The organism is Mesorhizobium sp. WSM4906 (assembly GCF_029674625.1).
In the GTDB taxonomy this organism is placed as follows: Bacteria; Pseudomonadota; Alphaproteobacteria; order Rhizobiales; family Rhizobiaceae; genus Mesorhizobium.
The window spans coordinates 21,295-36,560 of record NZ_CP121355.1; the positions used below are offsets into that span (position 1 = coordinate 21,295).

General features: G+C 64.4%; 14 protein-coding genes. 1 reads left to right on the top strand and 13 read right to left on the bottom strand.

What is annotated here, in order from left to right:
* Nucleotides 1-110: 110 nt before the first annotated feature.
* From infB to rimP, 4 genes are read right to left on the bottom strand one after another with little or no spacing between them, the layout of a single operon-like run.
* A complete protein-coding gene (gene infB, locus QAZ22_RS00110; RefSeq protein ID WP_278204933.1) occupies nucleotides 111-2,684 on the bottom strand; it encodes a translation initiation factor IF-2 in 2,574 nt (857 codons plus the stop codon).
* A complete protein-coding gene (locus QAZ22_RS00115) occupies nucleotides 2,681-3,331 on the bottom strand; it encodes an RNA-binding protein (protein ID WP_278208013.1) in 651 nt (216 codons plus the stop codon). The genes infB and QAZ22_RS00115 overlap by 4 nt, the downstream gene beginning before the upstream one ends.
* 32 nt (nucleotides 3,332-3,363) lie before the next feature.
* The gene (gene nusA, locus QAZ22_RS00120) at nucleotides 3,364-4,959 is read right to left on the bottom strand and encodes a transcription termination factor NusA (RefSeq protein WP_278204934.1); all 1,596 of its coding nucleotides are present in this window, start codon (nucleotides 4,957-4,959) and stop codon (nucleotides 3,364-3,366) included.
* Between the two features lie 46 nt (nucleotides 4,960-5,005).
* Nucleotides 5,006-5,638 carry a ribosome maturation factor RimP gene (gene rimP / locus QAZ22_RS00125; RefSeq protein ID WP_278204935.1) on the bottom strand — a complete coding sequence of 211 codons (633 nt, stop codon included), beginning with the start codon at nucleotides 5,636-5,638 and terminating at the stop codon, nucleotides 5,006-5,008.
* Nucleotides 5,639-5,939: 301 nt separating this feature from the next.
* Here rimP and QAZ22_RS00130 point away from each other — a divergent pair, with 301 nt between their 5' ends.
* Entirely contained in the window at nucleotides 5,940-6,089 is a 150-nt protein-coding gene (locus tag QAZ22_RS00130; RefSeq protein WP_278208016.1) for a hypothetical protein, read from the top strand.
* 49 nt (nucleotides 6,090-6,138) lie between these two features.
* On the opposite strand, the gene QAZ22_RS00135 is transcribed toward QAZ22_RS00130, so the two are convergent.
* The 9 genes from QAZ22_RS00135 to miaB form a co-directional block, all read right to left on the bottom strand.
* Complete coding sequence (locus QAZ22_RS00135) at nucleotides 6,139-6,840, bottom strand: tRNA (guanosine(46)-N(7))-methyltransferase TrmB (protein ID WP_278204936.1); 702 nt, start codon at nucleotides 6,838-6,840, stop codon at nucleotides 6,139-6,141.
* 20 nt (nucleotides 6,841-6,860) lie between these two features.
* Nucleotides 6,861-8,138, bottom strand: a complete 1,278-nt coding sequence (metK, locus tag QAZ22_RS00140) for a methionine adenosyltransferase (RefSeq protein ID WP_278204937.1) — start codon at nucleotides 8,136-8,138, stop codon at nucleotides 6,861-6,863.
* Nucleotides 8,139-8,308: 170 nt separating this feature from the next.
* On the bottom strand, nucleotides 8,309-8,731 hold the full coding sequence (locus tag QAZ22_RS00145) for a helix-turn-helix transcriptional regulator (protein WP_126086026.1): 423 nt from the start codon (nucleotides 8,729-8,731) through the stop codon (nucleotides 8,309-8,311).
* A 139-nt stretch (nucleotides 8,732-8,870) separates the two neighbouring features.
* Nucleotides 8,871-10,460 (bottom strand): apolipoprotein N-acyltransferase, encoded by a 1,590-nt coding sequence (gene lnt / locus QAZ22_RS00150; RefSeq protein WP_278204938.1) that lies wholly within the window; start codon nucleotides 10,458-10,460, stop codon nucleotides 8,871-8,873.
* A gap of 137 nt (nucleotides 10,461-10,597) precedes the next feature.
* On the bottom strand, nucleotides 10,598-11,068 hold the full coding sequence (locus QAZ22_RS00155; protein ID WP_278204939.1) for a VOC family protein: 471 nt from the start codon (nucleotides 11,066-11,068) through the stop codon (nucleotides 10,598-10,600).
* Between the two features lie 12 nt (nucleotides 11,069-11,080).
* Complete coding sequence (locus QAZ22_RS00160) at nucleotides 11,081-12,157, bottom strand: hemolysin family protein (protein ID WP_278204940.1); 1,077 nt, start codon at nucleotides 12,155-12,157, stop codon at nucleotides 11,081-11,083.
* Between the two features lie 28 nt (nucleotides 12,158-12,185).
* Nucleotides 12,186-12,683: an rRNA maturation RNase YbeY gene (gene ybeY / locus QAZ22_RS00165; protein ID WP_278204941.1), complete on the bottom strand. Its 498-nt coding sequence runs from the start codon at nucleotides 12,681-12,683 to the stop codon at nucleotides 12,186-12,188.
* Between the two features lie 9 nt (nucleotides 12,684-12,692).
* Entirely contained in the window at nucleotides 12,693-13,685 is a 993-nt protein-coding gene (locus tag QAZ22_RS00170) for a PhoH family protein (RefSeq protein ID WP_278076198.1), read from the bottom strand.
* A gap of 134 nt (nucleotides 13,686-13,819) precedes the next feature.
* The gene (gene miaB, locus QAZ22_RS00175; RefSeq protein ID WP_278208014.1) at nucleotides 13,820-15,121 is read right to left on the bottom strand and encodes a tRNA (N6-isopentenyl adenosine(37)-C2)-methylthiotransferase MiaB; all 1,302 of its coding nucleotides are present in this window, start codon (nucleotides 15,119-15,121) and stop codon (nucleotides 13,820-13,822) included.
* Nucleotides 15,122-15,266 lie beyond the last annotated feature (145 nt).

A 15,266-nucleotide genomic window follows, 5' to 3' on the forward strand; every position in this document is an offset into this window, starting at 1 on the left:
GAAATCGTGAAGCGCGGGATGGGACCACGCCACATGTCTCAAATACGAATAAGGTCTGGGCGGCAGCCTTTCGGCCGCCGCCCGGGTCATTCCGGCTAGTATATCCGAATTTAGAGCGTCCTGCTCACCATCTCGACGCGGAAGCACTCGATGACGTCGCCGACACGCATGTCCTCGTAGTTCTGGAAGGCCATGCCGCATTCCTGGCCGACCGGCACTTCCGGAACCTCGTCCTTGAAGCGCTTAAGTGTCTTCAACGTGCCTTCGTGGACGACGACGTTGTCGCGGACCAGGCGGACGCCCGCGCCACGCTCGACCTTGCCTTCGGTGACGCGGCAGCCGGCGATCTTGCCGACCTTCGAGATGTCGAAGATCTCGAGGATCTCGGCATTGCCGATGAAGGTCTCGCGCCGCTCCGGCGAGAGCATGCCCGAGAGCGCCGCCTTCACATCGTCGACCAGGTTGTAGATGATCGAGTAGTAGCGGATCTCGATGCCCGCGGCGGTCGCCGCGGCACGCGCCTGCGCATTGGCTCGGACGTTGAAGCCGATGATCGCGGCACCCGAGGTTTCGGCCAGCGACACGTCGCTTTCGGTGATGCCGCCAGCGCCGGCGTGCACGATGCGCGCGCGCACCTCGTCGTTGCCGAGCTTTTCGAGCGCGGCATTGATCGCCTCGATCGAACCCTGCACGTCGCCCTTGATGACCAGCGGGAATTCCTTAAGCCCGCTCGTCTGCAACTGCGACATCATCTGCTCGAGCGAGCCGCGCTGGCCAGCGTGCTTGGCCACCGCCTTCTCGCGCGCCAGGCGCTGACGGTACTCGGTGATTTCACGCGCGCGCGCCTCGTTGTTGACAACGGCGAAGCGGTCGCCCGCCTGCGGCGTGCCCTGCAGGCCGAGCACCTCGACCGGCATCGCCGGCGGCGCCTCCGGTACATGCTCGCCGCGATCGTTGACGAGCGCGCGGACACGGCCCCATTCGTTGCCGGCGACGAGAATATCGCCCGGCATCAGCGTGCCGGTCTGCACCAGAACGGTGGCGACCGGACCACGGCCCTTGTCGAGCTTGGCCTCGATGACCGCGCCTTCTGCGGTGCGGTCGGGGTTGGCCTTGAGGTCGAGGATTTCGGCCTGCAGCAGGATCGCCTCGAGCAGCTTGTCGATGTTGGTGCCCTTGGTCGCCGACACTTCGACGTCCAGCACCTCGCCGCCCATCGATTCGACGAACACTTCATGGCGCAGGAGTTCGGCGCGCACCTTCTGCGGGTCGGCGTCGCGCTTGTCGATCTTGTTGATCGCAACGATGATCGGGACGCCGGCTGCCTTGGCGTGATTGATCGATTCGACCGTCTGCGGCATCACGCTGTCGTCGGCCGCCACCACCAGCACGGCGATGTCGGTGACCTGGGCGCCGCGGGCGCGCATGGCCGTGAAGGCAGCGTGGCCGGGCGTATCGATGAAGGTGATCTTCTGACCGTTCTTCTCGACCTGATAGGCGCCGATGTGCTGGGTGATGCCGCCGGCCTCGCCGGAGACGACATTGGCGTTGCGGATGGCGTCGAGCAACGAGGTTTTGCCGTGGTCGACATGGCCCATGATCGTCACGACGGGCGGACGCGACACCAGGTCTTCCGGACGGTCGGCGATATTGAACAGGCCTTCCTCGATGTCGGACTCGGCAACGCGGCGAACCGTGTGGCCGAATTCCGAAGCGACCAGCTCAGCCGTGTCGGCGTCGATGACGTCGCCCGGCTTCAAGATCTGGCCTTGCTTCATGAAGAACTTGACCACGTCCACAGCGCGCTCGGACATGCGCTGCGCCAGTTCCTGGATGGTGATGGTTTCGGGCAGGATCACTTCACGCATGACTTTCTCGCGCGGCTCGTTGTGCAGCGCGCGTTTGAACTTCTCCTGGCGGCGTCGCATCGACGACAGCGAACGGCCGCGCGCATCCTCGTCGGAAAGCGCCGAATTCAGCGTCAGCTTGCCGCGGCGGCGGTCTTCCTCGCCCTTGGTGGGCTTGGCCGGACGCGCCACCTCGGGCGTGGCGAGACGGCGAGCGGGTGCACCGGCGCCAGCACCGGCACCGGCACGCCTCGGTTTGACCTCCTCGTCGTCGTCGGCCGTGGCGACGTCCGCGGCCTGCGGCGCGCGGCGGCGGGCCTCTTCCTCGGCACGACGGCGGGACTCGGCCTCGGCCTGGAGACGCGCCTCTTCCTCGGCCTGACGGCGCGCGGATTCCTCGCGCTCGCGCTTGCGGCGTTCTTCTTCCTCGGCGCGGCGCTTGCTCTCTTCCTGAGCGCGCTGGCGGTCCTCGATCTCGCGGGCCTTGGAACCTTCGAGCGCCCTGCGGCGCGCTTCCATCTCGCCACGCGACAACTCGTTCAGCACCATGCCCGAGCGTTCCGGCTGCGGCGGCGTCTTCGGCGCTTCCTGCACGGCAGGCGTCGGCGCCGCTGCGGCTGTGGGCTTCGGCGTGAAGACGGACGGCGCCACCGGTTCCGGCTTGTCGCCAGGCAGCGAGAACTTGCGCTTCTTGGTCTCGACCACGACCGACTTGGTGCGGCCGTGCGAGAAATTCTGGCGCACAGTGCCCTGCTCGAGGCCGGGGCGCTTCAGCGTCAAGGTCTTCTTCGGCGTAACGCTCAACGTCTTGTCGTCGCCCGATTTCGTATCACTCATTCCATATCCTCTGCGGCATCATCTTCGTCAGCAACGGCCGCAAGCATTGCCAAATCGTCCGGGGTCCCGCCCCGATACCGGTCGAGCGCAACCATGCGCTTCTCGACCGCTTTTCCTGCGTCCTGCGCGAGGACGGCAGCATGTATCACATTTGTACCCCCCAATGCCAAGCTCAACTCGGCCTCGGGGAAAAGTTTGTAGGCAAGGATGGCGGGGCCGCCGAGATGGACGGTTGCCCGCCGTGCCTGACTGATCTTGCGGACGCCGTCGTCCGAGGCCTCGGCCGCGTGCAGCACCAAAAGCGCCTGCCCGTCGCGCACGGCAGCCTCTACCTTGGCGGCGCCGAGAACGACCGCTCCGGCCTTGCGAGCAAGACCCAGCATGCCCAGAGCGGATCGGGAAAGCAGTCCGTCGACCATTTCGCCGAGATCAGCGGGGACCGCTACCTGCGCCTTGAAGGCGCGGGCAAACAGGTTCTTCGCCGCTGCCTTGTCGATATGTAGGCGATCAGCGGTGACCCAGCAACCGCGGCCAGGCAGATTTCTCTTGATGTCCGGAACGACGGCCGAATCCGGGCCGACGACGAAGCGGATCAGTTCATCCGCTTCGGTCTGCCTGCGCGTGACGATGCAGGTGCGATCGTTCATCTCGTCCACGGGCTTTGCGACTGGTGGTCACCTCACGCACCGACGGTTTCGCCGGCCGATTCTTCCTCAGTGGCCAGTTCTTCCTCGGAAATCCAGCCGGCCTTCTTGCGGGCGGCCAGCACCATCTGCTCGGCATCGGCGCGCGAGATGCCATGATCGGCGAGCACGCCGGGATAGACCTTGGTCTCGCCGTCCTTGCGTTCCTTCCAGCCGATGAGATCATCGGCGGCATAGCCGGCGAAGTCCTCGATCGTCTTCACGCCGTCCTCGCCGAGCGTCACCATCATGGCCGTGGTGATGCCGGGGATCTCGCGCAGCTCGTCCTGGACGCCGAGCGCCTTGCGCTTCTCGTCGTGTTCGGCCTCGATCTTCTCCAGATATTCGCGGGCGCGCGACTGGATTTCCGACGCGGTGTCCTCGTCGAAGCCGTCGATCGAGGAGATCTCGCCTGAGTCGACATAGGCGACTTCCTCGACGCTGGTGAAGCCTTCGGAGGCGAGCACCTGGCCGACCATCTCGTCGACGTCGAGGGCTTCCATGAAGAGCGCCGAGCGCTCGACGAATTCCTTCTGGCGACGCTCGCTCTCTTCCTGCTCGGTCAGGATGTCGATGTCCCAGCCGGTGAGCTGCGAGGCGAGGCGCACGTTCTGACCGCGGCGGCCGATGGCCAGCGACAGCTGGTCGTCCGGCACCACCACCTCGATGCGCTCGGCATCCTCGTCGAGCACCACCTTGGCGACTTCCGCCGGCTGCAGGGCGTTGACGATGAAGGAAGCGGCCGAAGGCGACCACGGAATGATGTCGATCTTCTCGCCCTGCAATTCGCCGACCACCGCCTGGACGCGGCTGCCGCGCATGCCGACGCAGGCGCCGACCGGATCGATCGAGGAATCGCGCGAGATGACTGCGATCTTGGCGCGCGAGCCCGGATCGCGGGCGACCGACTTGATCTCGATGATGCCGTCGTAGATTTCCGGCACTTCCATGGTGAAGAGCTTGGCCATGAACTGCGGATGGGTGCGCGACAGGAAGATCTGCGGACCGCGCTGCTCGCGGCGCACGTCGTAGACATAGGCGCGGACGCGGTCGCCGTACTTGTAGTTCTCGCGCGGGATCAGCTCGTCGCGGCGGATGATCGCCTCGCCGCGGCCAAGGTCGACGATGACGTTGCCGTATTCGACGCGCTTGACGGTGCCGTTGACGATCTCGCCGATGCGGTCCTTGTACTCGTCATACTGACGATCGCGCTCGGCCTCGCGCACCTTCTGGACGATGACCTGCTTGGCCGACTGGGCGGCGATGCGGCCGAAATCCATCGGCGGCAGCTGCTCGGCGATGAAATCGCCGATCTGGGCATCGGGATTGCGCTCGCGCGCCGTGGAAAGGGCGATCTGCGTGGCGTAGTCCTCGACCTTCTCGACCACCTCCATCAGCCGCTGCAGCTTCATCTCGCCCGTATTGGGATTGATGTCGGCGCGGATGTTGGTTTCCTGGCCGTAACGCGAGCGCGCCGCCTTCTGGATCGCATCGGCCATGGCGGCGATGACGATCTGCTTGTCGATCGACTTTTCACGCGCGACCGCATCGGCGATCTGCAGCAGTTCGAGCCTGTTGGCGCTTACAACCATTGTCTTTCTCCCGACTTCGCACCGGGCACAAGGCCCGAAAGCTCAATCAACTTTCCTGTTCTGTTTCGTTTCCTTCACCGGCGGCGGCATCTTCCGCTTCACCCCGGCGTTTCTTTGCTTCCTTGCGGGCCCTGTTGTCCTTCGACAGGGCCTCGCGGATGAGGTCGTCGGTCAGCACGAGCCGCGCCTCGGCAATCGCATCATAGGGCACGCGCACCGTCGGCTCTTCGCCATAGGCCGCCTTATCGCGCTCCAGCAGGATGCCGTCGGCGTCCGCCTCGGCGATCTTGCCCTTGAAGCGCTTGCGGTCGCCAATGAGGACCGAGGTCTCCATCTTGACCAGATGGCCGGTCCAGGTGGCGAAATCCGACTTGCGCACCAGCGGCCGGTCGATGCCGGGCGACGACACTTCGAGATGATACGCCTTTTCGATCGGATCCTCGACATCAAGTGCGGGCGAAACCGCGCGGCTGACCTCTTCGCAATCCTCGACGGTCATGGTGCCGTCCTCGCGCTCGGCCATGATCTGCAGCGTCAGCCCGTTCTGTCCGGTCAGCTGCACCCGCACGAGGCGAAAGCCGATGGCTTTGAGCACCGGCTGCACGATCAGCGCAATGCGCGCATCGATGCCGCTTTCGCGGATGATACGGTCGTCGGCTTCGCTTGCCGCTGCGGTCATCGGATCCCTGTCGCTTTGTCGCTCCGGCCGGGAGGTAATAAAAAAGAGCGGGACCGGGTGGACCCACTCTTCGTCTTACCGACCAAGAATTTGAAGCCGATATAGACGATCCCGGCCGGCGTTTCAAGCCTGACTGTGACAGCAGACAAAGTTGACCGCAGGATCAGCACTGCCTCTGGAGCATGGCGGCCATGCGCCAGCGCCACTGTGATTTCCGTCTGCCAGCACCCATCTATGTTGCAGTGCAAAAAGAAAGGTCGCGCGCTGCGACGCGCGAAAGGTATTTGTCATGGACCGCGGATTGTTTTTCGTAATCGGTGATTTTCTAACCACGTTCGGCAGCGCCGCAGCCGCATCGCGCGCTGTCGAGGCCGGCCGCAAGCCGCGCCGCGGCGATCTGAAGAAGCTCGGCATCGACCCTACCGCCTTCGACAAAATCGGGCGCTTCTAAATTAGTCGGTAGATGACCGGGGTGCTTCGCCCTCTGAGATTTCCGAGGGCTACTTCCGGATAAAGGTCAAATAGGCAGGCCGCCTTCCCTCGCGGATGGCCTTGGCCTCGTAGCGCGTGCCGGGCCAGCCCTGATAGGGGGTGTGCCAGTCGGCGGCCTCGTTCGCCTGCCAGGCGAAGTTGCCATTGGCGCGGCAGGCGAGCAGCGTCCAGTTCACATAGCTGTCGATATCGGAGGCGAAGCGGAACCTGCCGCCCGCTTTCAGCACCCGGACGAACCGCTCGAGATTGGCCGCGCTGACGAAGCGCCGCTTCCAGTGCTTCTTTTTCGGCCAGGGATCGGGATAAAGCAAATCGATGCCGTCGAGCGAGGCCGACGGCAGCCAGTCGAGCAGGCGCGTGGCATCGTCGTCATAGACCCTCAGATTGGCCAGCGGCGTCTTGGCGAGCGCCGTCATCATCTTGGCCATGCCGTTGACGAAGGGCTCGACGCCGATGAAGCCGATCGCCGGCGCCTCCGTCGCGCGATGCAAGAGATGCTCGCCGCCGCCGAAGCCGATCTCGAGTTGAAGAGCCGAAACATCCGCCTTGAACAGCGTCCTGGGATCCGCCGGAGCCTCAGCCATCAGGTCGAGCCTGTAGGCGCGCAGGCCGCTTTCAAGCGCCGCGGCCTGCTGCGGGCGAATAGTCTTGCCGTGCCGGCGGCCGAAAAATCCTTCGGTCGCGCGGCTCGGCCTGTCGTTTGGCACCATGAACAGGCTTGGCGACGCCGTCAGGCGGCAATCGCATCGGCAACCGCGTCCTTGAGGGCCCTGGCGAGGTCCGTCTTCTCCCAGGAGAAGGAACCGTCGCGGCCGGCCTTGCGGCCGAAGTGGCCATAGGACGAGGTTTTCGCGTAGATCGGCTTGTTGAGGTCGAGATGACGGCGGATGCCGGAAGGCGACAGGTCCATCACCTTGCGCAGCGCCTCCTCCAGCCTGGCCTCGTCGACCCTGCCGGTGCCGTGCAGGTCCACATACACCGACAACGGCTGGGCGACGCCGATGGCGTAGGACAGCTGGATGGTGCAGCGGTCGGCGAGCTTGGCTGCCACCACGTTCTTGGCGAGATAGCGTGCCGCATAGGCGGCTGAACGGTCGACCTTGGTAGTGTCCTTGCCCGAGAAGGCGCCGCCGCCATGGGGTGCCGCGCCGCCATAGGTGTCGACGATGATCTTGCGGCCGGTGAGGCCGGCATCGCCGTCGGGACCGCCGATCACGAACTTGCCGGTCGGGTTGATGTACCAGTTGCAGTCGTCGGCGACCTTGAGATCGCCAAGCGCCTCGCGGATATAGGGCTCGACGACCTTGCGGACCTTCTTGGAATCCCAGCTCGAATCGAGATGCTGGGTGGAAAGCACTATCTGCGTCACTTCCGCCGCCTTGCCGTCGGCGTAGCGCACGGTGACCTGGCTCTTGGCGTCCGGGCCGAGCTTGCCGGCCTCGCCATTGCCTTCATGGCGCGCGGCGGCCAGGAGTTCGAGAATCTTGTGGCTGTAATAGATCGGCGCCGGCATCAGGTCCGGCGTCTCGCGGCAGGCATAGCCGAACATGATGCCTTGATCGCCGGCACCTTCCTCGCCCTGGCGGTCGGCGGCATTGTCGACGCCCTGGCCGATATCCGGCGACTGGCCGTGCAGCAGCACTTCGATCTTGGCCGTCTTCCAGTGGAAGCCTGCCTGCTCGTAGCCGATCTCGCGAATTGCCTTGCGGGCGACCGACTTGAACTTGGCCGGATTGACGACAGGGTGGCCCGACGCATCCTTGAGGACGTTGCCGGCCTTGTCCTTCTTCAGCAGGGTCTCGGGAACCCTGACCTCGCCGGCGATGACGACGCGGTTGGTGGTGGCCAGCGTCTCGCAGGCGACGCGCACCTTCCACGGGTCCATGCCCGTCTTCTTGGCTTCGCGATAGACGAGATCGACGATTTCGTCGGAGATACGGTCACAGACTTTGTCGGGATGGCCCTCGGAGACCGATTCCGAGGTGAAGAGATAGTTCTGCCGCGTCACGGGTGTCCCCTCTTGAAAAAAAGATCGGCAGGGCTGCCGATTTTTGGCGCGCCACGTGTTAGCGGTGCCGGGCGCCGCTCGTCAAGCGGCGCGACGGATCTGGCATGAATGTCGGCACAAGTGGCTTGTGCCACCGGCGGCAGGGCACCGCCGGTAGTAAGAGCCTGGAATTACTCGGCGTCATCCGGGGAAAGGGACTTCACAAGATCGATGATCCTGCGCCGCACCTTGACGTCGGGAATCTTGACGAAGGCGCGATTGAGCTGAAGTCCCTCCGGGCTGCCGCAGAATTCGATGGCGAACGCCATCGAAGCATCTTCGGCGAATCCTCGATTGCCGGCCCCGGCCTCCTGACCCGGGGCATCTTCGAAGAAGAACGCGACGGGCACGCTCAGGATCGAGGCGATCGCCTGCAGACGACTGGCCCCCACCCTATTCGTCCCCTTTTCGTACTTCTGGATCTGTTGAAACGTGATACCGAGATTTTCACCCAGCTTTTCCTGGCTCATTCCAAGCATATTGCGACGCAGCCGAATACGACTCCCGACATGGATGTCGATCGGATTCGGCTTCTTCTTGTTCTCTTCTGTCATTTTTTCCTCGCCGAATTTTTCCGGCTTTTTCTATTTTTGCCGCCCAAACGAAGCCGGAGCCACCTGCCCCAACAGACCCCTCCAGCCGACTTCGAGAAAATTTTAGGCGTTACAGTATGAGTTTCTAATGTGCCGACTGTCAATTCACCCGTAGCCGCTGCCTTACATTCAATGTGAAGGCGGCCAGGGCAAACAGCAACATGATCAGCAATCCGTTAATGCGCCGCTGATCGGCGGACAGCAGGGCGCGCCCGGAAATCGGTACGTGCGCATCGATGGCGCCGCGCGCGTCGACCGCCAAGGCATCGACGATGCGTCCCCGCGAATCGACAACGGCGGAGATGCCGTTGTTGGCCGCACGCAACAAAGGCAACCCGTTCTCCACCGTGCGAATCTGCGCCTGCCTGAAGTGCTGGTACGGGCCTGGCGTATCGCCAAACCAGGCATCGTTCGTGACGTTCACAATAAGTTCAGATGACGCTGCGTCAACCGCCACAAGGTCAGGAAAAATGACCTCGTAGCAGATGAAGGGAGCGGCGCTGAGGCCGTTCGGCACCGCGATCGGATGCCGCTCGTTGCCGGCGGCGAAATTCATCGGTCCGGCGACGAGCTGACCTATGCCGAAACGTTCGAACAGCTCGGCAAAAGGCAGATACTCGCCGAACGGCACCAGATGCACCTTGTCGACGGCATCGACGATCTCGCCCTTGTCGCTGATCGCCACCACGGAATTGTAATAGCGGCTGCCGGCGTTCCCTGCGCCGCCCTCCTCGCGCACGACGCCGGCGACCAACATCTGGCCGTCGCCCAGCATGTCGCCCAGCGCCGTCAGCGCGTCCGGATGCTCTGTGAACAGGAACGGCACGGACGTTTCCGGCCACAGGATCAACTGCGGCTTGGCGTGGCCCTGCTCCGGCGCCTTTGCCGATATCCCCATCAGCGTGGCGAAGATGCGGTCGCGCACCGAGGCATCCCATTTCTCGCTGAGGTCGACAGCGGGCTGGACGATGCGAACGTCGATCGAGCGGGTGGCCGGCTCGGTCGGGGCTGCGAGCCTGAAATAGCCGAAGCCGACATCGGCGGCGACAAGGATGACGAACAGGGCAAGGCCCAGCCTCAGATGCCGGCGCGCGGCGACAAGAGCGGGCAGTGAAAAGACGAAGACGGCAAGCGCGTTCATGCCGATCATGCCGGTCACCGACACGCTCTGCATCAGGAGCGGCACCGGCATCGCGGCATAGCCGACGGCGTTCCAGGGAAAGCCGGTGAAGAGGAAGTCGCGCAGCCATTCGGCGAGGCCGAAGCCGAAGGCGAGCGCCGCGATGCGGCCGATATCGCTGCTCCAGAAAAGCCGCGCCACAACCGCCGCAAAACCGTAGAAAAAGGCGAGCGCGAAGGGAATGCCGACTACGGCCAGGGGCAAAGCCCAGGCGAAGGTGTCGGCCTCGATGAGAAGCGCCTGGCCGATCCACCAGAGGCCAGCGAGGAAATAACCGAAACCGAACCACCAGCCGATGGCGAAAGCCGGACGAAGGCGACGCAACCAACCGTCGGAGGCCTCACCCGTCGAGCCGTCGAGCAGCCAGACCAGTACCGGAAACGAGACGAAGCAGACGGCGAAGAAATCGTAAGGCGCCTGGGCGAGGACCGCGAGGGCTCCGGCGGCAAACGCCACCAGCGCCCGCCGCCACCCCCAAAGCAGAATTATCCGGCCGGCAAAGCGCTGCATATAGCTTCCCAAGTCGCGCGAATCAGGGTGCCAGAGATTTAACAGGCCGCGCCGCCTGCTCCAAATGGCGGTGATTTGAGGGACGGCTTTCTAACGCGCGTAGCATCGAAACCGCCGCACACCTTGGGCGACATGCATCAGCGGTGCCAGCCCTCGATCCGCAGACCGCTCAGCCGCTCGGCCTCCTCTTTGGGCACCACCCGCATGGTTTGCGTGAAGCTCCATATATGCCCTTCGGGATCGCGTGCACGGTATTGCCGCTCGCCATAGAAATGGTCGGTGGGTTCTTCGAGAATTTCCGCCCCCGCCGCGCGCGCCTTCTCGCAATGGGCGTCGAGGTCTTCCTGCAAGCGGATGTAAACCGACTGGGTGTTCCTGCCGCCGACCGAAGCCGGGCTGGCAATATGCTCGGCCCATTCGGAATCGACGATGATGTAGCCATCGCCAAACCGCATTTCGGCATGGACGAGCCGTCCATCCGTATCGCTGACCAGCATGCTCGGCTCGAAGCCGAACGCCGCCTGAAGCCAGGCCAGAGCCGTACGTGGATTTTGATAGAAGACACCGGAACCGAGGACGGCGTGCTTGAACGGATCGTCGACCGGCATGACGCGACGAAATCAGGCCTGCTCGGCGCGTGCAGCGCGGCGGCGCTGCCGTTCGCCCTTCGGGCTCTGCACGATGCGCACACGCTTGACGCGACGCGGATCGGCGTCGAGCACGTGGAATTCGAAGCCCGGTATGGCCTGCACCACTTCGCCCCTGGCCGGGACGCGGCCGAGCGTATTGAAGATCATGCCGCCGATGGTGTCGACATATTCGCCATGCTCGCCGGCGGCGAAATCCTCGCCGATCATCTTGGCGACCTCGTCGATCTCGGCCTTGCCGTCGACCACGAAGACGCCGTCGCCGGCCTGGGTGATCATCGGCTCGTCGTCATCGTGCTCGTCCTCGATGTCGCCGACCACCATCTCGACGATGTCCTCCAGCGAGGCGAGGCCGTCGGTGCCGCCATATTCGTCGATGACGAGCGCCATCTGGGTGCGCGTCGTCTGCATGCGCCCCATCAGGTCGGAAGCAAGCATGGAGGGCGGCACGAACAGCACCGGTCGGATCAGGTCGAGATCGCCGATGGTGCGCGCAAGGTCGACCTGGGCGAGATCAAGAACAGTCGGCGCCTGGGTCTTCCTGTTGGCGCGGCCCTTCTTGACGCGGGCGACCTTGGTGATGTGGGCAAGAACGTCGCGGATGTGGACCATGCCGCGCGGATCGTCGAGCGTTTCGGAATAGACCGGCATGCGGGAATGGCCGGATTGCTCGAAGAGGCCGAGCAGATCGCCGAGCGAGGTGGTGATCTCGACCGCCTCGATGTCGGCGCGCGGCACCATCACATCCTCGACGCGCACCTCGCGCAGCCGCAGGATGTTGTTGAGCATGGCGCGTTCGCCGGGCGAGAAGGATTCGGCATCGCTGGCCGTCTCGGCCAGAGCGTCGGCGATCTCTTCGCGCAGATTGGTGCCGTTGCGGTGCCGGAACAGGCCGAGCACGCGATCGAAGAGCGAAGGACCGGCATGCGAAGGCTCAGCGGCCGCGCTGCCGGTCGGAATACTCGGACTGGAGCCTTCTTCCGACTTTTCGGAAGGCTTGGCCGCACTGCCGGCGTCCGGACGGGCGGCAGTCTCTGGTTTGTCGTTCATCGCCATCAAGGTCAATTGGTCTTTTTTGTTACGCGTAGGGATCGGGAATGGCAAGCCTCGCAAGCGCCGCGCGCTCGATCGCTTCCATCTCCTCGGCCTCGGCGTCGGTCTCGTGATCATAGCCCAGAAGATGCAGCAGGCCATGGATGACGAGATGGGTGATATGGTTCGCCAGCGGCTTGTCTTCCAGTGCGGCCTCGCGCGAGACCGTCTCGGAGGCCAGCACGATGTCGCCCAGCATCGGCGGCAGCGGACCGCCTTTCGGGAAGGAAAAAGCCGGGAAAGACAAGACGTTGGTCGGCTTGTCCTTGCCGCGCCACTCGGCGTTGAGGGTCTGGATATGGGCGTCGTCGGAAAAAACGATGCTGAGCTCGGAGGCGCCGCTTGCGCCGGTTTCGGTAAAGGCGGCCGCGACGGCGCGATCGACGAGGCGCGTCAGCTCGGCCTCCGCGGGCCAATCGCCGGCCTCGACGAAAATATCGATGTCGACCGGCGTCCCGCCGCTGGATTCCGGATTTTCAGCCATATGGCTTGATCAGTTCTCGGCGCCGAGGCCCCTGGCCAGCTTGCCGTCGCGGTCATAGGCCTTGACGATCTCGGCAACCAGCGGATGCCGCACGACATCGCCCTCGTTGAAGCGGACCGTGACGATGCCCGGCACGCCGTCGAGGATGCGCAGCGCCTCGACCAGGCCCGACTTGGTGTTGGGCGGCAGGTCGATCTGGGTCGGATCGCCGGTGACGATCATGCGCGAGTTCTCGCCGAGGCGCGTCAGGAACATCTTCATCTGCATCGGCGTGGTGTTCTGCGCTTCGTCGAGGATCACCGCGGCATGCGCCAGCGTGCGGCCGCGCATGAAGGCGAGCGGCGCGATCTCGATGACCTCGGCGGCGATCGCGCGCTCGACCTTGTCGGCCGGCATCATGTCGTAGAGCGCGTCATAGAGGGGCCGCAGATACGGATCGACCTTCTCCTTCATGTCGCCGGGCAGGAAGCCCAGCCGCTCGCCGGCCTCGACGGCCGGGCGCGACAGCACGATGCGCTCGACCATGCCGCGCTCCAGGAGCATAGCCGCATGAGCCACCGCCAGATAGGTCTTGCCGGTGCCGGCCGGGCCGATGCCGAAGACCATTTCGGAGCGCTCCAGCGCGCGCATATAGGCGTCCTGGTTGAGCGAGCGGGCATAGATCGTGCGCTTGCGCGTCGCGATCTGGGCGGCCGAGACCTTGCCCTTGCGCTCCATGGTCGGCAGCGTCAGCTGGTCGTCGGCGGCGATCGCCATGCGCACGGCGCCGTCGACGTCCGACTGGCCGATGTCGGCGCCCTTCTGCAGGATGCCATAGAGCGTATCCAGCGCGCGGCGCGCCTGCTCGGCCGCCGAAGCCGACCCCTTGATCGCAAGCTGGTTGCCGCGCGAGCGGATGTCGACGCCGAGCTTCTGCTCGAGCCGGGCCAGGTTCTCGTCGAACTGGCCGTAAAGGGCGCTGGCAAGCTTGTTGTTGTCGAAGGTCAGTACGATGTGCGCCATGTCGGAGGCCCCGGATGCTTGGTTCTGGGGCGGGTTCTTCAGTTCAGCAGCGCTCAACCGTCTCTCCTCATCTGCCGAGGCTCGTGGCTATGCATGTCGTTGTCCCAAACCGCGAGCACTTTGGGCGACATGCATCAGGCCAACTCGGCGAACAGGCTGTTTTGACCTGTCTTCGTGATTCGTGCGTCAATAATGTCACCGATTCCGCCGGCCTTGTCGTCAACAATAACCGGCTGCAGCCATGGCGATCGGCCAACTTTCTGGTGGGGACGGCGGCCCGGTTTCTCGATCAAGGTGCTGACCGTGCGGCCGACCATGCCGGCGATGAAATCCTTCTGCTGCTCGTTGACCAGCGCCTGCAGGCGCTGCAGCCGCTCGTCCTTCACGGCTTCCGAGACATGGCCGTCCATCTCGGCGCCCGGAGTGCCGGGACGCGGCGAATATTTGAACGTGAAGGCCGAAGCGTAATTCACCTGTCGCACCAGCTCGAGAGTCGCCTCGAAATCCTTGTCCGTCTCGCCGGGGAAGCCGACGATGAAATCGCCGGACATGGCGATATCGCCGCGCGCGGCGCGGATGCGCTCGATGAGGTTCAGATAGTCGCGTGCCGTGTGCCTGCGGTTCATCGCCTTCAGTATCCGGTCGGAGCCCGACTGCACTGGTAAATGCAGATAGGGCATCAATGCCGGCAGGTCACGGTGCGCGGCGATCAATTCATCGTCCATGTCGCGCGGATGGCTGGTGGTGTAGCGCAGCCGCGCCAGGCCGGGGATTTCAGCCAGGCGGAAAAGCAGGCGACCGAGACCCCATTCCTTGCCGCTCCCGCCCTCGCCGTGCCAGGCGTTGACGTTCTGCCCGAGCAGCGTCACCTCGCGCACGCCGGCCTCGGCCAGGCGCTCGGCCTCGGCGACGATCTGGGCAACCGGCCGCGAGACTTCCGAGCCGCGCGTATAGGGCACGACACAGAAGGTGCAGAACTTGTCGCAGCCTTCCTGGACGGTGAGGAAGGCGGTGACGCCGCGCCTGGCCACCTCGGCGCGCTTCGGCTGCGGCAAATGCTCGAACTTGTCCTCGATGGCGTAGTCGGTCTCGACGATCTTCTGCCCGCCCCGGACCCTGGCCAGCACGTCGGGCAGACGGTGATAGGTCTGCGGGCCGATGACGAGATCGACCGCCGGCGCGCGGCGGATGATCTCCGCGCCCTCGGCCTGCGCCACGCAGCCGGCGACGCCGATCAGCAGCTCGCGCCCGGCCTCGGCGCGCTCGGCCTTCATGTCGCGGATGCGGCCAAGCTCGGAATAGACCTTTTCCGCCGCCTTCTCGCGGATATGGCAGGTATTGAGCAGCACCAGATCGGCGTCGTCGACGACATCAGTCGCGACATAGCCGTCGGCGGCCAGCGCATCGGTCATGCGCTGGGAATCGTAGACATTCATCTGGCAGCCGTAAGTCTTGACGAAGACTTTTTTCGGCGCCGGGACAGTGCCGGCCGAGTGCTCGGGCGCCGTGCCGATGTCGTGGCTTTCAATCGTGTTCAATTCCATCGGGCGGCTTCTAACGCCTTTCCGTGACAAAAAACAG